Genomic DNA, 22,479 nt, shown 5'->3' on the forward strand with positions numbered 1-22,479 from the left:
AAAAAATAAAATTCTCGTATCCGACAAAAATCGAACTTTGGAAGCAGGCGTGATGGCAAAAGCAGCGGTGGCGGAAGTGGCGGAGGGCACACAGGATGCGCCGCCGGCGCTCGATCACAAAACGGTCGGCGCGCATATTCGCCAGGCGCGCAAGCTGCGCGGGCTGACGCTGATGGAGTTGTCGGAGCGCTCGGGGATTGCTGTGTCGACCATATCGAAGGCGGAGCGCGGCGATATCGCGCTGACCTACGACAAGTTCGCGGCGCTCGCGCATTCACTGGAACTCGACTTCGATGCGATTTTCGGCCGGCGCCGGAAAGCGGCCGCTGGACCGATGAAGCCATCGTTCACGGCGTCCGGCAAGCAGGTGATCTACGACACGCCGAACTACGAGTACGGCATGCTGGCGAACAATCTGACCGGCAAGCGGATGGTGCCGATGCGGGCTCACATCCGCGCACGCGCGGTAGCCGATTTCCCCGAATTTATCCGGCATTCAGGCGAGGAATTTGTTTTTCTCCTAAGTGGAAAACTGGAGCTGCGTTTTGAGAACGGCAAGGCGTTCAAGCTGATGCCAGGCGACAGTCTCTATTTCGACAGCTCGATCGGGCATGTGTATCTGAGCCTGAGTAAGGAGGATGCCGAAGTATTGGTGTGCTGCGTGGACACGGAAGACAACCGGCCGCGCGGCGCCATATAAGCGCGCTCCGCGCGATCCGCATGCTGGGTGTCAGGAGAGTGCGTCGAGCAGTCCGTACCACGCGACACCGGCGCTGATGTAAAAACGCTGCAGCGCGTGAAGCGGAATCGGCTTGATGGACGTCGGCGGCAGCGGCAATCCCTGCGCCGTGCCCGCCAGATGCGCGGCGAGATGTTTGCCGAGCGTCGTCGCCATGGCGATGCCGCGGCCGTTGTAGCCGAGCGCGATCGTCAGTCCCGGCGCCGGGAGATGCACGTGTGGCAGGAAATCGCGCGTGATGCCGATGCGCCCCGCCCATCGATACTCGTACTCGACCTCTTTCAGTTGCGGGTAGAGAAGTTGTGCCGCGCGCTCGAGATGCGCCCAGTCCGACGCGCCGCGCGGCTCGCGAAACGGGCCGCGGCCACCCATCAACAGACGTCCTTCGGCGTCACGCCGGAAGTACAGCAGGAGACGCCGCGAATCGGACGCCACTTCGCGCCCCGGCAGAATGCTCGCGCCGATATCGGCGGGCAGGGGCCGGGTTGCCACGATGAAACTGTTCGCCGCGATCATCGACTGCGCGAGGCCGGGCCAGAGCGAATCGCTGTAGCCATTGGTCGCGACGAGTACTTGCCGCGCGTCGATGGCCGGTCCGTTTGCGGTGTGAATGCGCCATCCGCCGGCGCGTTGTTCGAGCTTTTGCGCGCGCGTCGCGCGATGGATCGACACGCCGCGCGCCATGGCTGCGCGCGCGAGACCGCGGGCATAACTGAGCGGCTGCACGCTGCCCGCGCGCCGGTCCACCCATCCGCCGACGAAGGCCTCCGTGCCGAGCCGCTGCGTGATCTGCGCGCGGTCGAGCAATTCGACCTGCGCGCCCCGCGCTTCCCACTGGCGCGCCCGCGCATGCAGCGTGTCCAGCAGCTTCGTCGAGTGGGTGGGCTGGATCCAGCCGGCACGCCTGGCATCGCACGCGATACCGTGGCGCTCGATCAGACCGAACACCGTGTCGGCGGCGCCGCCCGCCATGTCCACGATCGTCTCGCCGTCACGCGGACCGAAGCGCCGCACCAGTTCGGCGGGATCGTATTTCAGGCCGGGAATCACCTGCCCGCCGTTGCGGCCGGATGCGCCCCAGCCGGGCTCGTTCGCGTCGATCACGCATACGTCGATCCCGAGTTCGCTCAGATGCAGCGCCGTGGATAGGCCCGTATAACCCGCGCCGACGATCGCCACATCGACACGCTTCGAGGCCTCGAGCGGCGGCGTCTGCACGGCAGGTTCGGCGGTCGCGGCCCACAGCGAGGGCGGCAACGGCTGGCTTGCTTCGACTATCTTCATCGTGCTGTTCAGTTCTACGCGGCTGCGTTGTCAGGGGTGAGCATGCGGCGCAGAAATTCTCGCGTGCGCGGGTGGCCTGGGCGCTCGAGCAGCTCGGCAGCCGGGCCCTGCTCGCAGATCGTGCCGTCGTGGAGAAAGCACACGTGGTCCGCGACTTCGCGGGCGAATCCCATCTCGTGCGTGACGACGATCATCGTCATGCCGTCGTCCGCCAGTCGCCGCATCACGCTCAGCACTTCGCCGACCAGTTCGGGGTCGAGCGCCGACGTGGGTTCGTCGAACAGAATCGCCTTCGGCTCCATGGCGAGCGCTCGCGCGATGGCGACGCGCTGCTGCTGGCCGCCCGACAGTTCCGCCGGATAAGCATCGATTCGATGCGAGAGACCGACCTTGTCGAGCAGGCGCCGCGCTTTTTCGCGCGCCGCGTCGCGCGCTTCTTTCTTCACGTAGAGCGGTCCTTCGCAGACATTTTCGAGCGCCGTGCGATGCGGAAACAGATTGAAGCGCTGAAAGACCATGCCGACGTGCGTGCGCAGTTCGTGAATCTGCTTCGACTTCGCATCGACGCGCTCGCCTTCGACGGTGATCGTGCCCGCGTCGTAGGTTTCGAGGCCGTTGATGCAGCGCAGGAGTGTCGATTTGCCCGACCCCGACGGCCCGATCAGACACACCACCTGGCCCGCGCCGACACGGAGGCTCACGCCCTTGAGCACTTCCTGATCGTGAAAGCGCTTGTGAATGGATTGAACTTCGATCATCGTTTTCCCTTGAGGCCGAGGCGGCGTTCGAGCCGCCGCAAGCCGTAGACGAGCGGCAGACTGAGCGCGAGATAGAGCAGGGCGACGAGCGTGAACACCGTCATGTTCTGAAACGTCGACGAAGCAATCAACTGGCCGGCGCGCGTCATTTCCGCGACGGTGATCGTCGACGCGAGCGACGAGTCCTTCAGCATCATCACGAGCGTGTTGCCATAGGGCGGCAACGCGATGCGAAACGCCTGCGGCAGGACCACGCGGCGCATGATCAACGCGCCGCGCATGCCGATGGACTGCGCGGCTTCAATCTGCCCTTGATCGATCGCCTCGATCCCGGCGCGGAAGTTCTCCGCCTGATACGCCGAATACGCAATGCCGAGTCCGATGAAACCCGCCTGAAACGCGCTCAGTTGCACGCCGAGATCGGGCAGCACGAAGTAGATGTAGAACAGCTGCACGATGATCGGCAGGCCGCGGATCACGTTGATGATGGTGGCCGCGGCATTCGAGAGCACCTTGTTCGCCGACACGCGCATCAGCGCGAGCGCGAGGCCGAGCATCGTGCTCAGAACAAAGGAGCAGAAGGTGATCTCGACCGTGACGACCGCGCCCTTGAGCAGGATCGGCAGGAAGTCGAGCGCGTTCTGGATGAACATGGCGTGTCCCTTTCAAACCGGTGGCCGTGTCATTCCACTTGCCATTTCTTGATGATCTGCGTGAGCGTGCCGTCCGATTTGATCTTTCGGATGCCGGCGTTCAGCTTTTCGAGTGTCTCGTTGTCGCCCTTTCTCACGACGAAGCACAATTGGCCTTTCACGGACGGCTGATAGCCCTCAACGAGACGCAACTGCGGGTTCGGGTTCTTCTGCAACTGGTACGCGATGATCGGATGGTCGCCGAAGCCCGCCTTGATGCGCCCGAGCGCGACGTCGCGCATGATGTCGGCGACCGAATCGTAGGTGCGCACTTCCTTGAAGATGCCTTTCTTGTTCAGCGCATCGACGAAGGCCGTGCCCACTTGCGCGCCCACAACCTCGCCCTTGAGATCGTCCATCGACGTGTAGTTGCTCTTGTCGTCGGCCCGCACGATAAGACCTTCGCCATACGAATAGACCGTGTCCGAGAAGTCGACGACCTGCTGGCGGGCCGGCGTCTTCAGCATCGCGGCGGAGATCACGTCGATTTTCTTCGTGGTGAGCGACGGGATAAGCGCGGCGAACGTCGTCTGTTCCACCTTCACGTCGAAACCGGCGGCCTTGCCGGTAGCCGTGATCGCATCGACGAGCAGCCCCTGGATCGAATTGCTCTTCACGTCGAGGAAGGTGAACGGCACGCCGGTGGCCGTGGCGCCGACCGTGTACGACGGCGCGGCGTGCACCAGAGCCGGCGTTGCCGCAAGGACCAATCCGGCCATGGCGGCGCCGGCAATACGCTTCACAAACTGGATCATGAGACTCTCCACGACGGTAAAAGACAGCGATTGAGATATCGGTAGACAGCGTTTATGAATCATATTCGAGTCAAAAATATCGAATAACATTATTTGCGTATCGATATTCGATATGCTAATGTCGGACATGGCTATTCACAATCGGGTATTTCCATGAGCGGCAAAGGCACGGAACAGGCGAACGAGATCGAAGCGCCGGATGCGCCGGACGCGCTTTTCAACCAGTCGCTGGAGAAGGGCATTGCGGTGCTGCGCGCGTTGATCGCGCAACGCCGAACCATGAGCTTGCCGGAAGTGGCCGAGGCGACCTCGATCACGAAGAGCTCGGCGCAGCGGATGATCTACACGCTCGAAAAGCTGGGTTACGTGCGCAAGCACCCGCGCACGAAGCGCTATCAACTTACGCCCCGTGTGATGCAGATCGGCTTTAACTATGTCGCCGCGGATACGCTGATCGACGTCGCCAATCCGTTTCTATCCGAACTCACGAACCTGACTGGCGAGACCACGAGTCTCACTGAACCGGACGGCGTCGAGATGCTGTATGTCGCGCGCTTCGTCTGTACGAAATTCGTGCCGATCCACATGCCCATCGGCAGCCGCATTCCCATGTATTGCACCGCTTCAGGCCGCGCCTATCTCGGCGCGCTTCCCGACGACGAAGCGCGTGCACTGCTCGAAGCGAGTGCCCGCGTGGTGCACACGCAGTACACGGTGACGGACATTGGGGAAATCGAGGCGCTTCTTGCGCAGGGACGGCGCAATGGCTATACGTCGAATCGCGAGGAACTGTTCATCGGCGACATGACGATCGCGGCGCCGGTGCTGGACGGCGAGAGAAGGCCGGTCGCCTCCGTGCATGTGGTCGCGCCGACCAGCCGCTGGACGCTCGCCGATGCGGAGCAACGTCTGGCGCCGGCGGTGATCGATTGCGCCCGTGGGATCAGCAATTCGATTCGGACCTTGGGTTAGGCGGCAATACGTCACTAGCGACCGCATCAACGTCAAATGCAAGGTCATGAGGCCCCACGTCGGCGCGATTCACCGTGCTGCGAGCGCCGCCGCTTCATTGTCGCCGCCGTATCCGAACAGAGCCTCAGTCGTCCGGGTAGTCGTCGAAGACGGGGCGGCCAAGATCAAGCGTTATCAAATAACGCTCGTCGTTCGGACGCTCATCGGATCGGAAGCAGCGGATATTGAGCGAGACCTGATACTTCTCGTCTGCCTGCCAGTAGCTCGTCGGCGCTGAGCACTTCCGAATCTCGGCCCGCCTGGCTGTCGTGTCTTCGATTGGCTGGTTTCTCGCCGCTCGAAATGGTTTCCACCCTCCCCGCCGAAGCTGATCCTGTAGATCAATCAGGAGCGCCATTGCGGCGTCCAAGGGCAGGGCTTCTGTCTGCGGCGACAGCTTCACCGAAGCGACATTGCCGTGACTGTCGTAACTCACAGCAAAAAATTTCGCGGCTGGGATCGAGAAACCATATTGGGGGTCCGTAAATCGAAATTTTGCAGGGCGAAGGAGAACGCCAACCCAATTTGCGTTCGGCTCAGCCGGAGGCAGCGTGGAGCGAGATTGCTGCCGTACCTGCTCGTATGGTTCGCCTATCGTCAGCACGACTTCATCGGTTGGTTTGGCTATCACGTAGACACCCCATACGGCGGCGAGTCCAAGCCCCAGGCATAGCACGCGCCAGCGCCGTCGAGCGTTCCTGCCTGCCATCACCGCCCCCCCTGTGCAATGAGGAATAGGGAATTTTCCACAAAATGCCGCTGGATCGGATCTCGCAGCAGATCGCCGAACCGATGCGCGGCACGAAGCACAAACGCCATTCGTTGTTGAACGTCGGTAAGATTGGCTAGCGGGTGTTTGCTGAATATCTCCTGCTGCGCGTTACCGCCAGTGACCGTGCATTGATTGGCAAGGGTTAATTGGATTTCTCGCGCCGAGCCAGTTGGGATGTTGAGCGCCCACGCGAACTGGTTGGCCCGCATCAACAGGGCAAATGCCGAATCGTTGTACATGGCCGGTTGCAGGATATTGGACTGTTCGTGCCACGCCAGAGATTCGACACCTTGGTCGATATTTCCCGCGTCGATCGCTGCAAAGCCGCTCAGTATCTCTGGCGGGGCTGTTCCGAACAGTACGGAATTCGCAATCGGCCAGACAACAGACCCGCGCAAAAGCTGCCGCTCCGGCAGACACCGCTTGAACCGCTGCAAGCCGAATTTCTTGTAAAACATGTGCAGCGGCCAGATATCGAGAAACAAGGCTGTATTGCCCTTTGCCAGCATCTCGTACACCTTGCGCGCGCCCTCGCCGGACGCCTGATCGGGGACCGGCATACGCGGTGATCCATAAGGCGACAGCCGTTCCAGGGGCGAACTGGTTCTTTCCCATTGCTGGTAGGCATGACGTTGCCGGTTCGATTTACTGATCATCTCTGCGGCGTTAAGCAAGCCGCAGCCGGCAGCGAGCCCCGCCCACTGGAACCGGTGATCATCCAGCCACAATTGGGCATAGGCAGCGTTGATACTTCGATTGCGGACAACCGGATCATCCGCCGATACGATGGCCTCAGCCTTCTTCTGATAGAAGCGCCAGCAATTGATGCAGTCCTGCTTGTCGTCTTCGGCGCGCTTCTTTACGGCGGCCTCCTCCTCTTTCCAGTTCGGGTAACAGATCGGACACCTTGGGTTATCGCATTTCGCCATGAAACTAACTCATTGTTATTGGCTTCGTTTTTGTCACGCACTCCGGCGTGGGTCTGCGTTGCACTGAAACTCAGCAAACCAGCCGCGCCGACGTTCGCGCGGGCAATATCAACACAGCAGTAAACCTACCAGACCTTCTGGACTCGTTGTTTATGAGATGAAAGGGCATGCGAGCGTCGAATCCAGGAACGTGCCAGCCATTTCGTTGATCGCACGCGTCCGGGCGAAACGATCAGAAGCCTGTGCGCACGCGCGGAAAGCATCCGCCTGCCCGTCGCCGTGGCATTGCGCGGCGAGCAAACTGCGTAGCACGCTGTTATGCACACGCCCGAACGCTTCTACATCCGCCTGCGCGTTCACTTCTATGGCTACGAGATGTAGCGTGACGCGGTGGCCACCGGAGCGAAGCGGCTGTGGCGAGTGAAGTCGAACCTGCGGCTGCCGTGCGAAGCGCCGCTGGCTGATGCCCATCGGCAGCCGCATTCCCATGTATTGCACCGCTTCAGGCCGCGCCTATCTCGGCGCGCTTCCTGACGACGAAGCGCGTGCACTGCTCGAAGCGAGTGCGCGCGTGGTGCACACGCAGTACACGGTGACGGACATTGGGGAAATCGAGGCGCTTCTTGCGCAGGGACGGCGCAATGGCTATACGTCGAATCGCGAGGAACTGTTCATCGGCGACATGACGATCGCGGCGCCGGTGCTGGACGGCGAGAGAAGGCCGGTGGCCTCCGTGCATGTGGTCGCGCCGACCAGCCGCTGGACGCTCGCCGACGCGGAGCAACGTCTGGCGTCGGCGGTGATCGATTGCGCCCGTGGGATCAGCAATTCGATTCGGACCTTGGGTTAGGCCGATACGGTTGCGCGAAAGCTTTGTAACTGGCAGTAACGCTTACGTAATGCGGTGCAAAGCGATGGCTGATCCACTGGCGGTCAAAGCGATCGAGTGATTGGACGCGTTGTTTCCGTACGACGCTGGTCTTTGCCGGCCGGCTTGCGATCCGCAGAACAATCCGTTACAAGTTCGCGTTGAAGTTGGCACGGCAAGGATCCACACTTCCTTCGCTCAACAAACGACGGCTACGCGTGGCGTGGCCAGCAGGCAGCGCTTATTGCTGCTTTTTTCGGGGGATAACATGAAACGTATTTTCATTGCCGCAGCGTTCGCGAGTATTGGAATCGGTGCGTCAGGACTGGCGAATGCTGTCGACGTCGGGGTTGGCATCAATATTGGTGTTCCGGCGCCTGTCGTGGTCGCGCCGGCGCCGGTAGTCGTCGTATCGCCGGGTTGGCAGGGCGACCGTTACTGGGACGGACACCGCTACTGGGATCGTGACGAATGGGAAGAACATCATCACCATCACGGGCATGGGGACTATCACTGTCCGCCGGGGCACGCGAAAAAGGGCGAGTGCTAACCGAAGGTGTGAAAGATCGACTATGGATGTGATGCGTTTCTGCTCCCGGTTCTTGCGCCCGGTACGCGTGCAAGGGCCGGGCTTAGGCGCCAGATTCCCGACAAAGGAGACGGCGGCGGCGCCCCCTCGATGTCGTGCATGCTGCTGCTACACGGCGCTGCGCTAACCACGCTTCTTCCCGCCGCAGGGTCGTCGCCGAACCGGGAATCGCCTCCTGCGGTGATGGCGGCAACTGTTCGAGATGTCTCGCTGGCGGCAACATTTGCCGCAACACCAGGCAGGTAGAGCGTTTGCAGTGGAACAACTTACACACTGTTACGCGGCACGGTGAAAATTTTCGAAAATGGTTCCTTATACTCCATGCCGAACCTCAACTTCGCCAACTGACATGCGGCGCCACGATGTCGAGAGCATCATGTACAACACTCAATTTACCAAACCCATCTTCTTCATCGCGCTGTGCGCGGCCTTGCCTCTGAGCGGGTGCGTGATGCCCGGCGCAGGCATGCCGTACGGTTCGAATCCAGCGCAGCCAGCCTATGCGCAACCCGCGTACTCCCAGCCGGCTTATGTGCAACCCGCCTATTCACAGCCAGTCGATAGCGCGAGCGGCTATGGAAATGCGCCTCCCGCAAGCTCCGGTTACGGACTTCAGTATGGGGTGATCTCCGCAATTCAACCTGTCGCGACAGCCAACGCGATGAGCCCAGGCAACGTAATGGGCACCGTGGTTGGTGCTGTCGTCGGCGGCGTGGTCGGCAATCAGTTTGGGGGCGGACGTGGCCGCGACGTGGCGACCGTAGTGGGTGCGCTTGGCGGCGCAGTGGCCGGCAATCAGATCGCGCAACAGTACAGCAGTCCAAACGTGAGCGCGTACCGAATCGTTGTCCAACTCAATGACGGATCGTCACGCTCCTTCGACGTGGCCAATCCTGGCGATCTCCGTCCGGGCGACCGCGTGCGGATTGACGGCAACCGGTTGGAGCGTTCCTGATAGGCCTGCATGCCGGCATGGCCGCTTGCGGTGCCGGCCGGCCTGTTCCATATGCGAGCCGGCCGATCCGACACCGCCTGCTCTGTCCTGCATGACCTGATTCCGGAACACGGTGAGACGAATCGAAACGGAAGTGTTGAAATGAACAGTTTCGATACCTGGATCCAGGTTTTCCTGACGCACAACGCTTTTCACTCGGTGGCGATGAATCACGCGATAAGAGTGATCGCGGGCCAGGCCATATTCAAGGGCCTCGTGCTCATCCCCATCTTGTGCTGGCTATGGTTCCGGCCCAGTCAGCGTGCCGGATGGGAGCGCGAGATGGTCATCGCGACGATTGCGAGTGGCCTTCTATCGCTCACGATCGGCAGACTTCTTGCGTGCTGCTTGCCGTTTCGCTTGCGGCCGCTCTATAACCCCGCGTTGCACCTGGATTTTCCATCGGTCGGTCTGCAAGAGGCCGCGGTGCGCACATGGAGTTCCTTTCCGAGCGACCATGCGCTGCTGTGGATGTCGATTGCGATGGGCATCTTTCTCATCAGTCGCCGGGTCGGTGCGCTCGCGCTGCTGTACACAGCCGTGTTCGTCTGCATGCCGCGCGTTTATCTCGGGTTGCACTATCCGACCGATGTACTCGCGGGAGCGGCGCTCGGCATCGCTATCACCTATATCGCGACCCGGGACTTTGTCAGAGCGCGCTATGCGGCGCCGATCCTGCGATGGATGCACAGGTCGCCCGGGCCTGGTTACACGTTGGCGTTTCTTTTGTGTTTTGAACTGATTACCCAGTTCGACGACATGCTCTTGTTCTTGCGGGCGGGTCTAAAAGCGCTCTAAGTGGGCCACCAACGGGGCCGCGATACGCGCGGCCCCGCCGCCGTCTCGACCGGCTCCTGCTGCCAAGCTGCCAAATCATGGGCCACCTCTCTGCTCAATCATCGTGTCGCGTCTGCATGAATCGCATCAGCTTCGAGCAGTTTGCCGTTCAGCTGTCGAATTCCTTTCGACAGCAACAGTAGTGAGCCAGACAAGCTCAGACCCAGCAGACAAACAAACAGTGTCCCTCGCGGCCCGATGCTCGAATTCGCCGCCAGTCCTCCGAGCAGCGCTCCAACCGGATCCACGCCCCAGCTGACAAAGCGGGTAGTGGCGGTGATTCGAGACAGGTGCTGGTTGTCTACTGTGACCTGGCGAACTGTCTGTTCGACAATCAGATGAACGACAATCAGGAAGTCCCACGCGGCCAGGCTGCACGCGATGACGGTTGCCCGCTCAGGAAATGCGAGTCGGTCGGCGAGCAAAACAGGCGCTCCTAGCGGGCCAATAATCAGCAGAGAACCCACTAGCGCGGTGCGCGGCCCAAGCATCTCAATCAGCCTCGGCGCACAGAGCGCGGCAAGCAGGCCGAACAAGCCGACGACTGAAATGAGACTGCCGAACGAGACTGCTGAGAAACCTAGTTCCTTTATTGCAAAAAAAGCGAATACAGTGAAAAACGCGGTGTGGAAGAGATTGAAGGCGCCGGCGGCTATCGCAATCGCCTTCTGGATGTCGCTTCGCCAAAGCAGTTTAATACCATCCGCGATGTCGGAAATGTGGGAGTGCTTCTCGTTCGTCTCCTGCTTCGCGGCAGGTAGAGAAGCGCCTTTAAGACTTAGCGTACTGGCAAGATATAAGGCAGCGTTTGCGAGAAATGCGGCACTGGCCGAAAGCGTCTGCAGGAGCCATCCCGCGATCGCAGGCCCGATCGCGAACGCTGTCGAGTTTAAGGCCTCAAACCAGCTGTTTGCCTTCGTTAGTCTGTCTCGGCGGACGATCGTGGGAATCACCGCTGCAACCACGCTGTCGAAAAGAAGCTTCACCGCCGATAGTCCAAAACTAACCAGACATAGAGCTGCGATGCTCAACTGATCTAACAGAAACAGAAGCGGCACGACTCCAACCAGAAGCAAGCGGGCTATGCCGCACCAGAAGAGAGTCCTTGTACGCTCCCAGCGTTCTGCCAGAGCGCCAGCCGATAAACCAAGCATCAACGGGGCAGCCGTACCGGCAGCCGCAAGGATGCCAACCTCTACCGGGCTCGCATCAAGAGAAGTCATGGCGATGAGTGGCGTCGCGACCAACAGTATTGAGCTGGCGGTCGTGTTCAACGCTTCGGAAGCAAGCACTCGAGAAAAAGCACTCCCTTTATCTATATTACTGATGGTCATTGTTTTTAGTTGCAAAGGGGTTTAGAGACGCGACATCCGGCGATGACTTCGGAACGCAGTCCGATGGCTACACTAACCTCGAAGCAGTGGTTGTTGCGAACCCCCGCGAACGGGGAAGAGCCATCGTCGATGATTTCCGCGAGCGATGCGACGCGCAGTAGCGGTTCGTCGCCAAGATAACGAAACCGTAATCCTGGGGTAAGAGTCGGGTCAAGATGCCTCTCCAACAATGGGAACCGTAGCAAGAGTGTTTAGCCACGATTCCCAGGAGAGCATCATGAAATTGCTTACCGCCGTTGCCCTTGCGGCACTCAGTCTGCCGTTCGGCGCCAATGCATTTGCACAAACCTCGACACCCGGTCTCACGCGCGCCGAAGTTCACGCGCAGCTTGTCGAGGCCGAAGCGGACGGATTGGTGCCTGCACCCAAAAACGACTATCCGCCGAGCGCCCAGACCGTCGCGCACAATCGGGAAATCTACGCTATCCGGCATCAGGAGAGCGGTGGCACCGCTTCTGCGTCGGCGAGCGCGCCGCGGACTTCCGGTGATTCCGCTGCGGACTGATGAACCAACTTGCCGCAATTCGCCTATTCGCCAAGGTCGCCGAGTGTCTGAATTGTGGTCCTTCCACCTCATCCGGCATTTCAGGATTCACAGTCCGGGGCGCCTCACGCCAACCGCACGCGCAGCCATAGCGCAATGGCGAGTGCCGCCAGCAGCAGCGCGCCTGTCATAGCGATCACGCCATGCCAGCCGCACAGGTTCCAGAACACGCCGCCGAGCGAGCCGACCACGCTCGATCCGAGGTAGTAGGCAAACAGATAGAGTGACGACGCCTGTGCCTTGCCCGTCTGCGCGCGGGCTCCGACCCACGCGCTCGCGACCGAATGCGTGCCGAAGAATCCGATGGTCAGCACGGCGATGCCGATGACGATCAACCAGAGTTCGCTGGACAAGGTGATCAGCGTTCCGGCCAGCATCAGCGTCAAGGTGACCGGCAACACGGCCCGGCGGCCGAACCATCCCGACAGGCTGCCCATCCACGCCGAACTGACGATACCGCACACATAGACCGCGAAAATCAGGCCAATTTCCGTCTGGCTGAGCGAGAACGGTGGCGCGATCAACCGGTAGCCGACGTAGTTGTACACCGTGACGAAGGCGCCCATCAGCAGGAAGCCCTCCGCGAACAGCCATGGCAGGATGCCGTCGCGCAAGTGCGTGCTGAATGCCCGTGACAGCGGCGCGAGGCGAAGCTCGCGCCGCGTGAAGTGACGCGATGCCGGCAGAAAGCGCCAGAGGATCGCGGCGCACATTACCCCGAGCAAGCCGATCACCGCCACGGCGGTTCGCCAGCCCCAGATATCGGTGATCACGCCCGTCAGCAGACGGCCTGCCATTCCGCCAAGGCCTGTGCCGCCGACGTACAGTCCCATCGCCAGCCCCAGCGAACGCGGGTGCATTTCTTCGCCGACATAAGCCATCGCAACCGCCGGCAATCCGCTGAGCGCCACGCCCATCAGCGCGCGGACGGCGAGCAGCGTCGGCCAGTGTGGCAACACGGCGCAGACCACCGTGAGAACACCCGAAAGCAGCAACGACACCACCATGACCGGTTTTCGGCCCCACGCTTCCGACAGCACGCCGGCGGCCAGCATCGACACCGCCAGAAAGCCGGTAGTCAGCGACAGGGCCAGGCTGGCGCCCGCGGCACTCACGCCGAAGTCCGCGGAGAACAGCGGCATCAGCGGCTGCACGCAGTAGAGCAGGGCGAAGGTCGCGAAGCCGGCGGCAAACAGGGAGAAATTGGTGCGCCGGAATGCGGGCGTGCCGTGTTCGATTTTCTCGACCACCTCGCGCGGTATAGACCTGGGGGCCTTGATCACGGCCTCCACCGCATCGACGCTCTGTTCTTGCATGACTCGATCACTCCAACTGAAAAATGGCTTGCGAGCGTGAATGATCGAACTTCATCATGTCGGCGTCCAATATCGATTTCGTAGAAATTGATACATAATTCATATCATGGATCTACGCCGCATCCGCTATTTCATCGTGCTGTCCGAGGAGCTGCATTTCGGCCGGGCAGCCGTGCGTCTGAACATGGCGCAGCCCCCGCTCAGCCAGCAGATTCGTGTGCTCGAGGAAGAGTTGGGCGCGCGGCTTTTCGAGCGCAGCAACCGGCACGTGGCGCTGACGGCGGCGGGCAAGGCTCTGTTGCCTGAAGCTCGCGCGCTGGTCGCGCAGGCCGAACATGCGGGCATCGTCGCGCAGCGGGCCCAGCGCGGCGAACTCGGCGAACTGCGGGTCGGGTTCACCGGCTCGGCCGCATTCAGCACCGTCATTCCGCAACTGATCTTCGAATACCGGCGCCGCTTGCCGGGTATGCACTTACGGCTGGAGGAGCTGACCACCCAGCAGCAATTGACGGCGATGCTCGAACGGCGGCTGGAGGTCGCGTTCGTGCGCGGCGTGACACTCCCGGGCCTGCCGCCGACGCTGCAGGCCACGCGTCTTTTCGAAGACTCCCTGGTGGCGGTGCTGCCGCCGCAACATCCGCTGGCCGCGAGCCGGGCGGCGCTTTCCGTGGGCGCGCTGAAGCATGAAGCGTTCGTCATGTATCCACGCGAGAGCGGAACCGGGGTGTATGACCAGATCGTCGCCCTGTGCCGGCAGTCCGGGTTTGCGCCGCAGGTGGCGCAGGAGGCGCGGGAGGCGCCCACTATCGTCGGGTTGGTGGCAGCCGGGCTTGGCGTTGCGTTCGTGCCGGCCTCCCTGCGCAGCATCAACGTCAATGGCGTAGCGTACCGGCCGCTGCGCGAGAAAGGCGCGCGCTCCGCGATGTGGCTGGTGCTGCGCGCCGGCGAACTGTCGCCGCAGGAAGCACTGTTCGCAGAACTTGCCGGCGAGTTCGGTCCGGGTTGATCCGTTCGCGCCGCTCGATGATCCGGAGTGCAAATCTTGTCCGCGTGACCTGAAGGTTGCGAATTCGGCCGGGACCCCCGCTCCAACCGCGCCAGATCAGTAGGGCATCCGCCTTCAATATTATGGAATACCATAATATTGAAACGCTTGCGCCGGGTCATTTGATGGAATACCGTAATACCAACCGCGACATTCTTGCGGTCGACACGAAGCGGTGCGTCCAGCTCCACCACGCCCGCAGCACGACTGATTCGTCGTTTTCCTGCATACAGGGTCGATCATGAAATTCTCGTTGTTTCTGCACATGGAGCGGTACGACACGGCGACGCCGCACCGGCAACTCTTCGACGAGCTCACCCAGCTGGTCCAGATCGCGGAGAAAGGCGGATTCGAGACCGCCTGGATAGGCGAGCATCACGCGATGGAATTCACGATCGCGCCCAATCCCTTCATCAATCTCTCGTATCTCGCGGCGCGCACCGAAACAATCCGGCTCGGCACCGGCACGGTCATCGCCCCCTTCTGGCATCCGATTCGCCTCGCCGGGGAGGCCGGCATGGTCGACGTCGCGAGCAATGGGCGGCTCGACCTGGGCATCGCGCGCGGCGCCTATTCCTTCGAATACGAACGGCTGCTGCCGGGCCTCGACGCATTCGGCGCAGGCGCCCGGATGCGTGAACTGGTGCCCGCGTTGCGGCAACTGTTCAAGGGCGACTACGCGCATCATGGCGAATTCTGGTCCTGGCCTTCCACCACGCCGGTGCCGCGCCCGGTCCAGCAACCCGTTCCGCCGATGTGGCTCGCGGCCCGCGACCCGAATTCGCACGAGTTCGCGGTGCGCAACGGCTGCAACGTGCAGGTCACGTCGCTGGCCGCGGGCGATGGCGAAGTAGTCAGCCTGATGGAGCGCTTCAACGCGGCCTGCAAGGCGAATCCCGACGTGCCGCGGCCGCAGATCATGATGCTGATGCACACCTTCGTGGGCGCGGATCCGGCCGAAGTGGACGCCGCCGTGGAAGATCTGAGCCGCTTCTATTGCTATTTCAGCAAGTGGTTCAAGAACGAGCGGCCGGTCCAGCAAGGTTTCATCGAGCCGCTGACGGCAGAGGACATCGCGTCGTTCCCGCAATACGCGCCGGAACAGATTCGCAAGAATCTCGTGATCGGTCAGCCGGCGGCGGTGATCGAGCGGCTGAAACAGTATGAAGAACTCGGCTTCGATCAATACAGTTTCTGGCTCGACAGCAACATGAGTTTCGAGCGCAAGCGCAAGTCGCTCGAACTGTTCATCTCGGACGTGATGCCCGCGTTCGAGTCTCGCGCCTGAAGCCGGATGTCTTTCGCTACGACATCCAGCCACGAGGAGCGGATTCCATGTTGAAGTCTTTCCAGCATTACATCGACGGCGAGTTCAGCGACGCTGCCGAAACCTTCGAGAGCATCAACCCGGCGACCGGCGAAGCGTGGGCCACGATGCCCGCGGCGAGCGCCGCCGACGTCGATCGCGCCGTGCGGGCCGCCGACCGCGCGCTGTTCGCGCCCGAATGGGCAGGCCTGAGCGCGAGCCAGCGCGGCAAGCTGCTATACCGGCTTGCCGACCTCGTCGCGGCAAACGCGCAGGAACTCGCGGAACTCGAGACGACCGATACCGGCAAGATCATCCGCGAGACGTGCAGCCAGATCGGTTATGTCGCCGAGTACTACCGTTATTACGCAGGTATCGCCGACAAGATCCACGGTGCCGCCTTGCCGGTCGACAAACCCGACATGGACGTGTTTCTGCGCCGCGAGCCGGTTGGCGTGGTCGCAGGGATCGTGCCGTGGAATTCGCAGCTGTTTCTCTCGGCGGTGAAGATCGGTCCGGCGCTGGCGGCCGGTTGCACGATCGTGATCAAGGCGTCCGAAGAGGGGCCTGCGCCGCTTCTCGCTTTTGCGCGGCTCGTGCATGAAGCCGGCTTTCCAGCGGGCGTGGTGAACATCCTGACGGGCTTCGGTGCGGATTGCGGCCGTGCGCTGACGAGTCATCCGCTGGTGGCGAAGATCGCGTTCACGGGTGGGCCGGAAACGGCGCGCCATATCGTGCGCAATTCGGCGGAAAACCTCGCCGCGACTTCGCTCGAACTCGGCGGCAAGTCGCCGGTGCTGGTGTTCGATGACGCCAGCGTGGAAAGCGTCAGCAACGCCGTGATCGCCGGGATTTTCGCGGCGACGGGGCAGAGTTGCGTCGCGGGCTCGCGGCTGCTGGTTCAACGCGGCATTCGGGATCGCCTGGTGGCTCGCCTCGTCGAGAAAGCTCGAGCCATCAAGATCGGCGATCCGCAAGATGTCGCGACCGAGATGGGGCCGCTCGCCACGCTCAGACAGCGCGATCATATCGAGGCGGTGCTCGCCGCCAGCCTTGCCGCGGGCGCCACGCTGCTGACCGGCGGCACTCGCCCGGCGGCGCACGAGAAAGGCTTTTTCTTCGAGCCGACGATTGTCGACTGTGCCGACGCCACGGTGCCGAGCGTGGCGCAGGAGCTGTTCGGGCCGGTGCTGAGCGTGATGAGCTTCGACACCGAAGCCGACGCCGTCGCGCTCGCCAACGACACAAAGTACGGGCTAGCCTCGGGCGTGTTCACGCGCGATCTCACGCGCGCCCATCGGCTCACGCGCCGGCTGCGCGCGGGCATTGTCTGGGTGAACACTTACCGCGCCGTTTCGCCGATCGTTCCGTTCGGCGGCTATGGGCTGAGCGGGCTGGGCCGCGAAGGCGGGCTCGACGCGGTACTCGACTACACCCGCACCAAATCCGTCTGGATCCGAACCTCGGACGAGCCGATCGCCGATCCTTTCGTCATGCGTTGAAGAGGGCACGATGTATTACGAAATCCGCACGTACAAGATCAGGACCGGCGCCGTTCCAGCCTATCTGAAACTCGTCGAGGAAGAGGGCATCGCGTTGCAGAAACGCCATCTCGGCGAACTGGTGGGGTATTTCTTTTCGGAGATCGGGCCGCTGAACCAGATCGTTCATATGTGGGCCTACCCGAGCCTCGACGAACGCGAGGCGCGCCGTCAGCGTCTCGCTGAAGATCCGGCGTGGCAGGCGTTCTCGCCGAAGATCCAGGCGCTGCTGGAAACGATGGAGAGCAAGATCATGAAGCCTGCGCCGTTCTCACCGCTCAAATAAAAAGCCGTTCACTGCCGATCCTGTCCGGATCGCTACGTTTTCATTTTAAGGAGTATTCCTCATGAAAGAAGTACTACGTTGGCGGGTTCCTGGCCTTGCCCGCGCAGTGGCGGTGACGGCGATCGTCGCGGCTGCCGCGCCTGTTTTTGCCGCCGACGCGCCGATCGTGTTCGCCAGTTGGGGCGGTACGACTCAATCCGCGCAGCAGAAGAATTGGGCTCAGCCTTTTACCCAGGCGTCCGGCGTGCAGGTGCTGATGGACGGTCCCACCGACTACGGCAAGCTCAAGGCGATGGTCGATAGCGGCAACGTGCAATGGGACGTGGTCGACGTGGAGGGCGACTTCGCCTATGCGGCGTTGCGCGACGGACTCGTCGAACCGATCGACTATTCCGTGGTGAACAAGAGCGATCTGGATCCGCGCTTCACGTCGGCGGGAGCGGTGGGCAGCTTCTACTATTCGTTCGTGCTCGGCTACAACAAGGCGGCGTTCAAGAGCGGCGGTCCCGCCAACTATGCGGACCTGTTCGATACCAAACGTTTCCCCGGCAAGCGGACCTTCTACAAGTGGTCGGCGCCGGGCGTGCTCGAAGTCGCCTTGCTGGCCGACGGCGTCCCGCCGAACAAGCTCTATCCGCTCGACCTCGATCGCGCGTTCAGGAAACTCGACACGATCAAAAGCCAGATCGTCTGGTGGAGCGGCGGCGCGCAGTCGCAGCAACTGATGGCTTCGGGCGAAGCACCGATCGGCGTGTTCTGGAACGGCCGTCTGCATGCGTTGCAGCAGACCGGCGTGGATGTCGGCGTGTCGTGGAATCAGAACCTGACGGCCGCCGATATGCTGGTGGTGCCGAAAGGCGCGAAGCACAAGGCCGAGGCGATGAAGTTCCTCGCGAGCGCAACCGGTCCGCAGGCGCAGGCAAATTTCGCTGCTGAAACAGGATACGCGCCGGTCAATCTGAAATCGGCGGCGCTGCTGTCTGCCGATGTCGCCAAAACTCAGCCCGATCAGTACAAGGCGACGCAGATCAATCTCGACATGAAGTACTGGGCCGACCACCGCGACGAGATTGCCAAACGCTGGTATGCGTGGCAGTCGAAATAAGGCGGTTGCAGGCCGAACACATCGAGGGAGTCGTCATGTCGAATGCATTGAGTACGGTCGCCGAGCCTGCCGTGGGTAAGCTGCAACTGGGCGCCGGATTCAGGACCGCACGGCTGGTGTTGCCGGCCGTGCTGCTGCTGATGGTGTTCTTTCTGTTGCCGGTGCTGTCGCTGCTGCTGCATAGCGTGCTGGAACCGAGCCCCGGATTGCAGAACTATGCGCAGCTGTTCGGCTCGACGACCTACCTGAGAGTATTCGGCAACACGTTCTTCGTGGCCACGGTGGTGACGGCGGTGACCCTGGTGATCGGTTTTCCGACCGCGTGGCTGCTGGCCATCGCGCCGCGCTGGATCGGCAGGCTGGTGTTCGCCATCCTGCTGCTTTCGATGTGGACCAACCTGCTGGCGCGCACGTTCGCGTGGATGGTGCTGCTGCAGCAAACCGGACCGATCAACCGTCTGCTGATGGGGCTCGGAGTGATCGACGCGCCGCTTACACTCGTCAACAATCTGACCGGCGTCACGATCGGTATGACCTACATCATGCTGCCGTTTCTCGTGATGCCGTTGCACGCCACCCTGCGCGCCATCGATCCCACCACGCTGCGGGCCGCCGCCATCTGCGGGGCGAGCCGTTGGCAGGCTTTCTGGCGCGTGCTGGTGCCGCTTGCGACGCCGGGCATTGCGAGCGGCGCCCTGATGGTGTTCGTGATGGCGCTCGGCTACTTCGTGACGCCCGCACTGCTGGGCGGCCCGGAATACATGATGCTCGCCGAACTGATCGCGCAGCTCGTGCAGCAATTGCTCAACTGGGGGCTCGCGGGCGCCGCGGCCTTTGTGCTGCTGCTCGTCACGCTGTCGCTCTATGCCCTGCAGTTGCGCGTTTCCGGGCGTGCAGCCGGTGCTTCAGGAGTCCACTGACATGCTGCTCGATTTCGATCGCCTCGGACCGTTGCGTTGGCTGCTATTGGGCGTCGGCGCGTCGGTCTCGCTGTTCCTGTTGCTGCCGGTGCTGTTTATCGTCGCGTTGTCGTTCGGCAATTCGCAATGGCTGATGTTTCCGCCGCCGGGCTGGACCCTCCAGTGGTATCGCCTGCTGCTCTCCGATCCGGGCTGGCTCGATTCGCTGATGACCAGCATCGAGCTGGGCCTCGTCGTGATGGTGCTGTCGGTGACGCTGGGTCTGTTCGCTTCGCTCGCGCTGACACGCGGCAATTTCCGCGGACGGGCGCTGCTCAAGGCGTTTTTTCTCACGCCGATGGTGTTGCCGGTCGTCGTGCTCGCGGTCGCGTTGTACGCCTTCTTCCTGCGCATCGGCCTGACCGGCACGCTGGTCGGCTTCGTGATCGGGCATCTGATCATCGCGCTGCCGTTTTCGATCATCGCGATCAGCAACTCGCTGGAAAGCTTCGACACCACGCTCGAAGATGCCGCGCTGATTTGCGGCGCGGGGCCGTTCGAAGTGAAGTGGCGCGTCACGCTACCCGCGATTCGTCTCGGCCTGTTCGCGGCGGCGATCTTCTCGTTCCTCGCCTCATGGGACGAAGTGGTGGTGTCCATTTTCATGGCGAGCCCGACGCTCCAGACATTGCCCGTGCGAATCTGGAGCACGTTGCGGCAAGACCTGACGCCGGTGATCGCCGCCGCTTCGTCGCTGCTGGTCGGACTGACCGTCGTGCTGATGTTGCTGGGACTAGTACTCAAGCGAGGTAAATCGTGAGCTCACCGTTTCTGCAGATTCAACGGCTTCGCAAGACCTACGATCAGGTCGTGGCCATCGATCAAGTCTCGCTCGACATCAGGAAGGGCGAGTTCATGACTTTTCTCGGACCCTCGGGTTCGGGCAAGAGTACGACGCTCTATATCGTTGCGGGCTTCCAGTCGCCCACCGAAGGGCGCGTGCTGCTCGACGGCAAATCGTTGCTGTCGGTCGCGCCGAATCGACGCAACATCGGCATGGTGTTTCAGCGCTACACGCTGTTCCCGCATCTGAGCGTCGGCGAGAACGTGGCGTTTCCGCTGCGCGTGCGGCGCGTGCCCGACGCCCAGGTGAAGTCGAAGGTCGAACAGATGCTCAAGCTCGTGCATCTCGGCGATTGCCGCGACCGCATGCCGGGACAGTTGTCGGGCGGCATGCAGCAACGCGTGGCGATCGCGCGCGCGTTGGCCTACGACCCGCCGGTGCTGTTGATGGACGAGCCGCTTTCCGCGCTGGATAAGAAGCTGCGCGAGGAATTGCAGACCGAGTTGCGCCGCATTCATCAGCAAACTGGCGTGACGATCCTCTACGTGACCCACGATCAGGAAGAGGCCTTGCGCCTGTCCGACCGGATCGCGGTGTTCAACAAAGGGCGTATCGAGCAGGTCGGAACCGGCGAGGATCTATACGCACAGCCGGCATCGCGTTTCGTCGCGAGTTTCATTGGCAATTCGAATTTTTTGCCGGTCACGCTGGCGGGCGCCAATGGCGGATCGCACGCGGTGTTCCCGAACGGAAAGCCGGTACAGGTGGGCAGTTTCGATCGCGCGTTGAGTGCAGGCAGCGACGGTGCTTTGATGCTGCGTCCCGAGCAGATACGGATTCGCGCGCAACCCGTGCAAAGCGCCGACGGCAGTTTGCTGGTGACGGTGCGGGACGTTACCTATCTGGGCGACACGCTGCATTATTCGGTGGCGACGCCGTGGGCGCAGGAGATCGCGGTGCGCGCGCCGGCCGGTTTGCGTGAAGTGAACCTGGCGGTCGGTGCGCAAGCATGGCTCGACTGGGATAGCGTGAGCGCCCGGGTCTTTCCGGTCTGAGTGCCGCGCACTTCAGATTTGCCGGGTGTCGCCTATGCGATACTATGGGATTCCAAAAACCACTATATCCGGACGTCGCCCGGAGACGAGAGAGCCATGATGGATCAAATGCGTGTCGACCGCAGTGCGCCGACGCTGCGCGAACTGACTCTTGAGAAATTGCGCGAGGCCATTTCTCAGGGCTTCTATCGGCCCGGCGACCGCTTGATCGAGCGTACGCTGTGCGATCAACTCGGCGTGAGCCGCACGGTGGTGCGCGAGGTATTGCGTCATCTCGAAACGGAAGGTCTGGTCGAAACCGGCTCGCATTCCGGTCCGATCGTCGCAAGGCTCGATCCGGCGCAGGTCGAGGAAATCTACGAAATCCGCGCGCTGCTGGAGTCCGAAGCCGCGCGCGCCTGCGCCGAGCGCGCCACGCCTGCGCTGGTGAAGCAACTGCGCGATATCCGCAAGGAGATCGAGGACGCTTTCGACAAGGCGGATTTCAAGCGCGTGTTGCTCAACACCGAAAATTTCTACGAAACAATGTTCACCGGCGGCCAGAAGCTGATGATGCATCAGGTGGTCAAGTCGTTGAACGCGCGAATCAACCAGTTACGCTCGGTGACGATTTCATCGCCTGGGCGCGGCACGGATTCGAATCGCGAGATGAACAAACTGCTCGCGGCCATCGCCAAGAAAGATGGTGAAGCGGCCGCTGCCGCCTCGCTTGAACACGTGAGGCGCACCGCCGGCATCGCCATGGCGGCGCTCGCCGAAAAGGAAGCCGCAACCAGCGACTGATCCGCAGTCCGGTAGCAAGGCAGGAAGCCGCCCATCGAGCCGTCGATTCCGACGGCTTTTTTTCGGTGCGCCGAGCATGCGCAACAGCTTGGGGGTGCAAGTCCCCTGCCCAACCTGATGGTGGTGAAGGGCT

General features: G+C 61.9%; 24 protein-coding genes and 1 pseudogene. 16 read left to right on the forward strand and 9 right to left on the reverse strand.

What is annotated here, in order from left to right:
* Positions 1 to 52: 52 nt before the first annotated feature.
* Positions 53 to 700 (forward strand): helix-turn-helix domain-containing protein, encoded by a 648-nt coding sequence (locus AC3WLT_RS33010; protein WP_492595809.1) that lies wholly within the window; start codon positions 53 to 55, stop codon positions 698 to 700.
* A 30-nt stretch (positions 701 to 730) separates the two neighbouring features.
* On the opposite strand, the gene AC3WLT_RS33015 is transcribed toward AC3WLT_RS33010, so the two are convergent.
* From AC3WLT_RS33015 to AC3WLT_RS33030, 4 genes are read right to left on the reverse strand one after another with little or no spacing between them, the layout of a single operon-like run.
* Complete coding sequence (locus tag AC3WLT_RS33015) at positions 731 to 2,023, reverse strand: NAD(P)/FAD-dependent oxidoreductase (protein WP_492595810.1); 1,293 nt, start codon at positions 2,021 to 2,023, stop codon at positions 731 to 733.
* 14 nt (positions 2,024 to 2,037) lie between these two features.
* Positions 2,038 to 2,781, reverse strand: a complete 744-nt coding sequence (locus tag AC3WLT_RS33020) for an amino acid ABC transporter ATP-binding protein (RefSeq protein WP_492595811.1) — start codon at positions 2,779 to 2,781, stop codon at positions 2,038 to 2,040.
* Positions 2,778 to 3,434: an amino acid ABC transporter permease gene (locus AC3WLT_RS33025; RefSeq protein ID WP_492595812.1), complete on the reverse strand. Its 657-nt coding sequence runs from the start codon at positions 3,432 to 3,434 to the stop codon at positions 2,778 to 2,780. The genes AC3WLT_RS33020 and AC3WLT_RS33025 overlap by 4 nt, the downstream gene beginning before the upstream one ends.
* Positions 3,435 to 3,463: 29 nt before the next feature.
* The gene (locus tag AC3WLT_RS33030; RefSeq protein ID WP_492595813.1) at positions 3,464 to 4,228 is read right to left on the reverse strand and encodes a substrate-binding periplasmic protein; all 765 of its coding nucleotides are present in this window, start codon (positions 4,226 to 4,228) and stop codon (positions 3,464 to 3,466) included.
* Between the two features lie 153 nt (positions 4,229 to 4,381).
* Between AC3WLT_RS33030 and AC3WLT_RS33035 the strand changes: the two genes are divergently transcribed.
* Positions 4,382 to 5,200, forward strand: coding sequence for an IclR family transcriptional regulator (locus AC3WLT_RS33035; protein ID WP_492595814.1), 819 nt, complete (start codon positions 4,382 to 4,384; stop codon positions 5,198 to 5,200).
* A 124-nt stretch (positions 5,201 to 5,324) separates the two neighbouring features.
* Here AC3WLT_RS33035 and AC3WLT_RS33040 read toward each other — a convergent pair whose 3' ends face one another.
* The 3 genes from AC3WLT_RS33040 to AC3WLT_RS33050 form a co-directional block, all read right to left on the reverse strand.
* The gene (locus tag AC3WLT_RS33040) at positions 5,325 to 5,948 is read right to left on the reverse strand and encodes a flagellar biosynthesis sigma factor (protein ID WP_492595815.1); all 624 of its coding nucleotides are present in this window, start codon (positions 5,946 to 5,948) and stop codon (positions 5,325 to 5,327) included.
* Positions 5,948 to 6,940, reverse strand: coding sequence for a DUF2515 family protein (locus AC3WLT_RS33045; protein WP_492595816.1), 993 nt, complete (start codon positions 6,938 to 6,940; stop codon positions 5,948 to 5,950). Before AC3WLT_RS33045 ends, AC3WLT_RS33040 begins: the two co-directional genes overlap by 1 nt.
* Before the next feature lie 150 nt (positions 6,941 to 7,090).
* The gene (locus AC3WLT_RS33050) at positions 7,091 to 7,429 is read right to left on the reverse strand and encodes a hypothetical protein (protein ID WP_492595833.1); all 339 of its coding nucleotides are present in this window, start codon (positions 7,427 to 7,429) and stop codon (positions 7,091 to 7,093) included.
* On the opposite strand from AC3WLT_RS33050, the pseudogene AC3WLT_RS33055 reads away from it, so the two are divergent.
* The 4 genes and pseudogenes from AC3WLT_RS33055 to AC3WLT_RS33070 form a co-directional block, all read left to right on the forward strand.
* Positions 7,404 to 7,790: pseudogene (locus AC3WLT_RS33055) on the forward strand (IclR family transcriptional regulator); the annotation flags it as partial. The gene AC3WLT_RS33050 and the pseudogene AC3WLT_RS33055 sit on opposite strands and share 26 nt — an antisense overlap.
* Positions 7,791 to 8,076: 286 nt before the next feature.
* Positions 8,077 to 8,358: a hypothetical protein gene (locus tag AC3WLT_RS33060; RefSeq protein ID WP_492595817.1), complete on the forward strand. Its 282-nt coding sequence runs from the start codon at positions 8,077 to 8,079 to the stop codon at positions 8,356 to 8,358.
* A gap of 415 nt (positions 8,359 to 8,773) precedes the next feature.
* Positions 8,774 to 9,352, forward strand: coding sequence for a glycine zipper 2TM domain-containing protein (locus AC3WLT_RS33065; protein ID WP_492595818.1), 579 nt, complete (start codon positions 8,774 to 8,776; stop codon positions 9,350 to 9,352).
* Positions 9,353 to 9,493: 141 nt separating this feature from the next.
* Positions 9,494 to 10,189, forward strand: coding sequence for a phosphatase PAP2 family protein (locus AC3WLT_RS33070; protein ID WP_492595819.1), 696 nt, complete (start codon positions 9,494 to 9,496; stop codon positions 10,187 to 10,189).
* Between the two features lie 98 nt (positions 10,190 to 10,287).
* Here AC3WLT_RS33070 and AC3WLT_RS33075 read toward each other — a convergent pair whose 3' ends face one another.
* Positions 10,288 to 11,562, reverse strand: a complete 1,275-nt coding sequence (locus AC3WLT_RS33075; protein ID WP_492595820.1) for an MFS transporter — start codon at positions 11,560 to 11,562, stop codon at positions 10,288 to 10,290.
* A 277-nt stretch (positions 11,563 to 11,839) separates the two neighbouring features.
* Here AC3WLT_RS33075 and AC3WLT_RS33080 point away from each other — a divergent pair, with 277 nt between their 5' ends.
* Positions 11,840 to 12,127: a DUF4148 domain-containing protein gene (locus AC3WLT_RS33080; RefSeq protein WP_492595821.1), complete on the forward strand. Its 288-nt coding sequence runs from the start codon at positions 11,840 to 11,842 to the stop codon at positions 12,125 to 12,127.
* A gap of 104 nt (positions 12,128 to 12,231) precedes the next feature.
* On the opposite strand, the gene AC3WLT_RS33085 is transcribed toward AC3WLT_RS33080, so the two are convergent.
* The gene (locus AC3WLT_RS33085; protein ID WP_492595822.1) at positions 12,232 to 13,482 is read right to left on the reverse strand and encodes an MFS transporter; all 1,251 of its coding nucleotides are present in this window, start codon (positions 13,480 to 13,482) and stop codon (positions 12,232 to 12,234) included.
* Positions 13,483 to 13,588: 106 nt separating this feature from the next.
* On the opposite strand from AC3WLT_RS33085, the gene AC3WLT_RS33090 reads away from it, so the two are divergent.
* The 9 genes from AC3WLT_RS33090 to AC3WLT_RS33130 all read left to right on the forward strand — a co-directional run bounded on the left by AC3WLT_RS33090 (position 13,589) and on the right by AC3WLT_RS33130 (position 22,346).
* Positions 13,589 to 14,488 carry a LysR substrate-binding domain-containing protein gene (locus AC3WLT_RS33090; protein ID WP_492595823.1) on the forward strand — a complete coding sequence of 300 codons (900 nt, stop codon included), beginning with the start codon at positions 13,589 to 13,591 and terminating at the stop codon, positions 14,486 to 14,488.
* 280 nt (positions 14,489 to 14,768) lie between these two features.
* A complete protein-coding gene (locus AC3WLT_RS33095; protein ID WP_492595824.1) occupies positions 14,769 to 15,815 on the forward strand; it encodes an LLM class flavin-dependent oxidoreductase in 1,047 nt (348 codons plus the stop codon).
* A 47-nt stretch (positions 15,816 to 15,862) separates the two neighbouring features.
* Positions 15,863 to 17,335, forward strand: coding sequence for an aldehyde dehydrogenase (locus tag AC3WLT_RS33100; protein ID WP_492595825.1), 1,473 nt, complete (start codon positions 15,863 to 15,865; stop codon positions 17,333 to 17,335).
* A gap of 10 nt (positions 17,336 to 17,345) precedes the next feature.
* Entirely contained in the window at positions 17,346 to 17,660 is a 315-nt protein-coding gene (locus AC3WLT_RS33105; RefSeq protein WP_492595826.1) for an NIPSNAP family protein, read from the forward strand.
* A gap of 61 nt (positions 17,661 to 17,721) precedes the next feature.
* A complete protein-coding gene (locus tag AC3WLT_RS33110) occupies positions 17,722 to 18,765 on the forward strand; it encodes an ABC transporter substrate-binding protein (protein ID WP_492595827.1) in 1,044 nt (347 codons plus the stop codon).
* Between the two features lie 35 nt (positions 18,766 to 18,800).
* A complete protein-coding gene (locus AC3WLT_RS33115; RefSeq protein WP_492595828.1) occupies positions 18,801 to 19,685 on the forward strand; it encodes an ABC transporter permease in 885 nt (294 codons plus the stop codon).
* A gap of 1 nt (position 19,686) precedes the next feature.
* On the forward strand, positions 19,687 to 20,484 hold the full coding sequence (locus AC3WLT_RS33120) for an ABC transporter permease (RefSeq protein WP_492595829.1): 798 nt from the start codon (positions 19,687 to 19,689) through the stop codon (positions 20,482 to 20,484).
* Positions 20,481 to 21,563, forward strand: coding sequence for an ABC transporter ATP-binding protein (locus tag AC3WLT_RS33125; RefSeq protein ID WP_492595830.1), 1,083 nt, complete (start codon positions 20,481 to 20,483; stop codon positions 21,561 to 21,563). The genes AC3WLT_RS33120 and AC3WLT_RS33125 overlap by 4 nt, the downstream gene beginning before the upstream one ends.
* Before the next feature lie 99 nt (positions 21,564 to 21,662).
* The gene (locus AC3WLT_RS33130; RefSeq protein WP_492595832.1) at positions 21,663 to 22,346 is read left to right on the forward strand and encodes a GntR family transcriptional regulator; all 684 of its coding nucleotides are present in this window, start codon (positions 21,663 to 21,665) and stop codon (positions 22,344 to 22,346) included.
* Positions 22,347 to 22,479: the final 133 nt, after the last annotated feature.

This window comes from Paraburkholderia sp. FW306-2-2C-D06C (genome assembly GCF_058781505.1).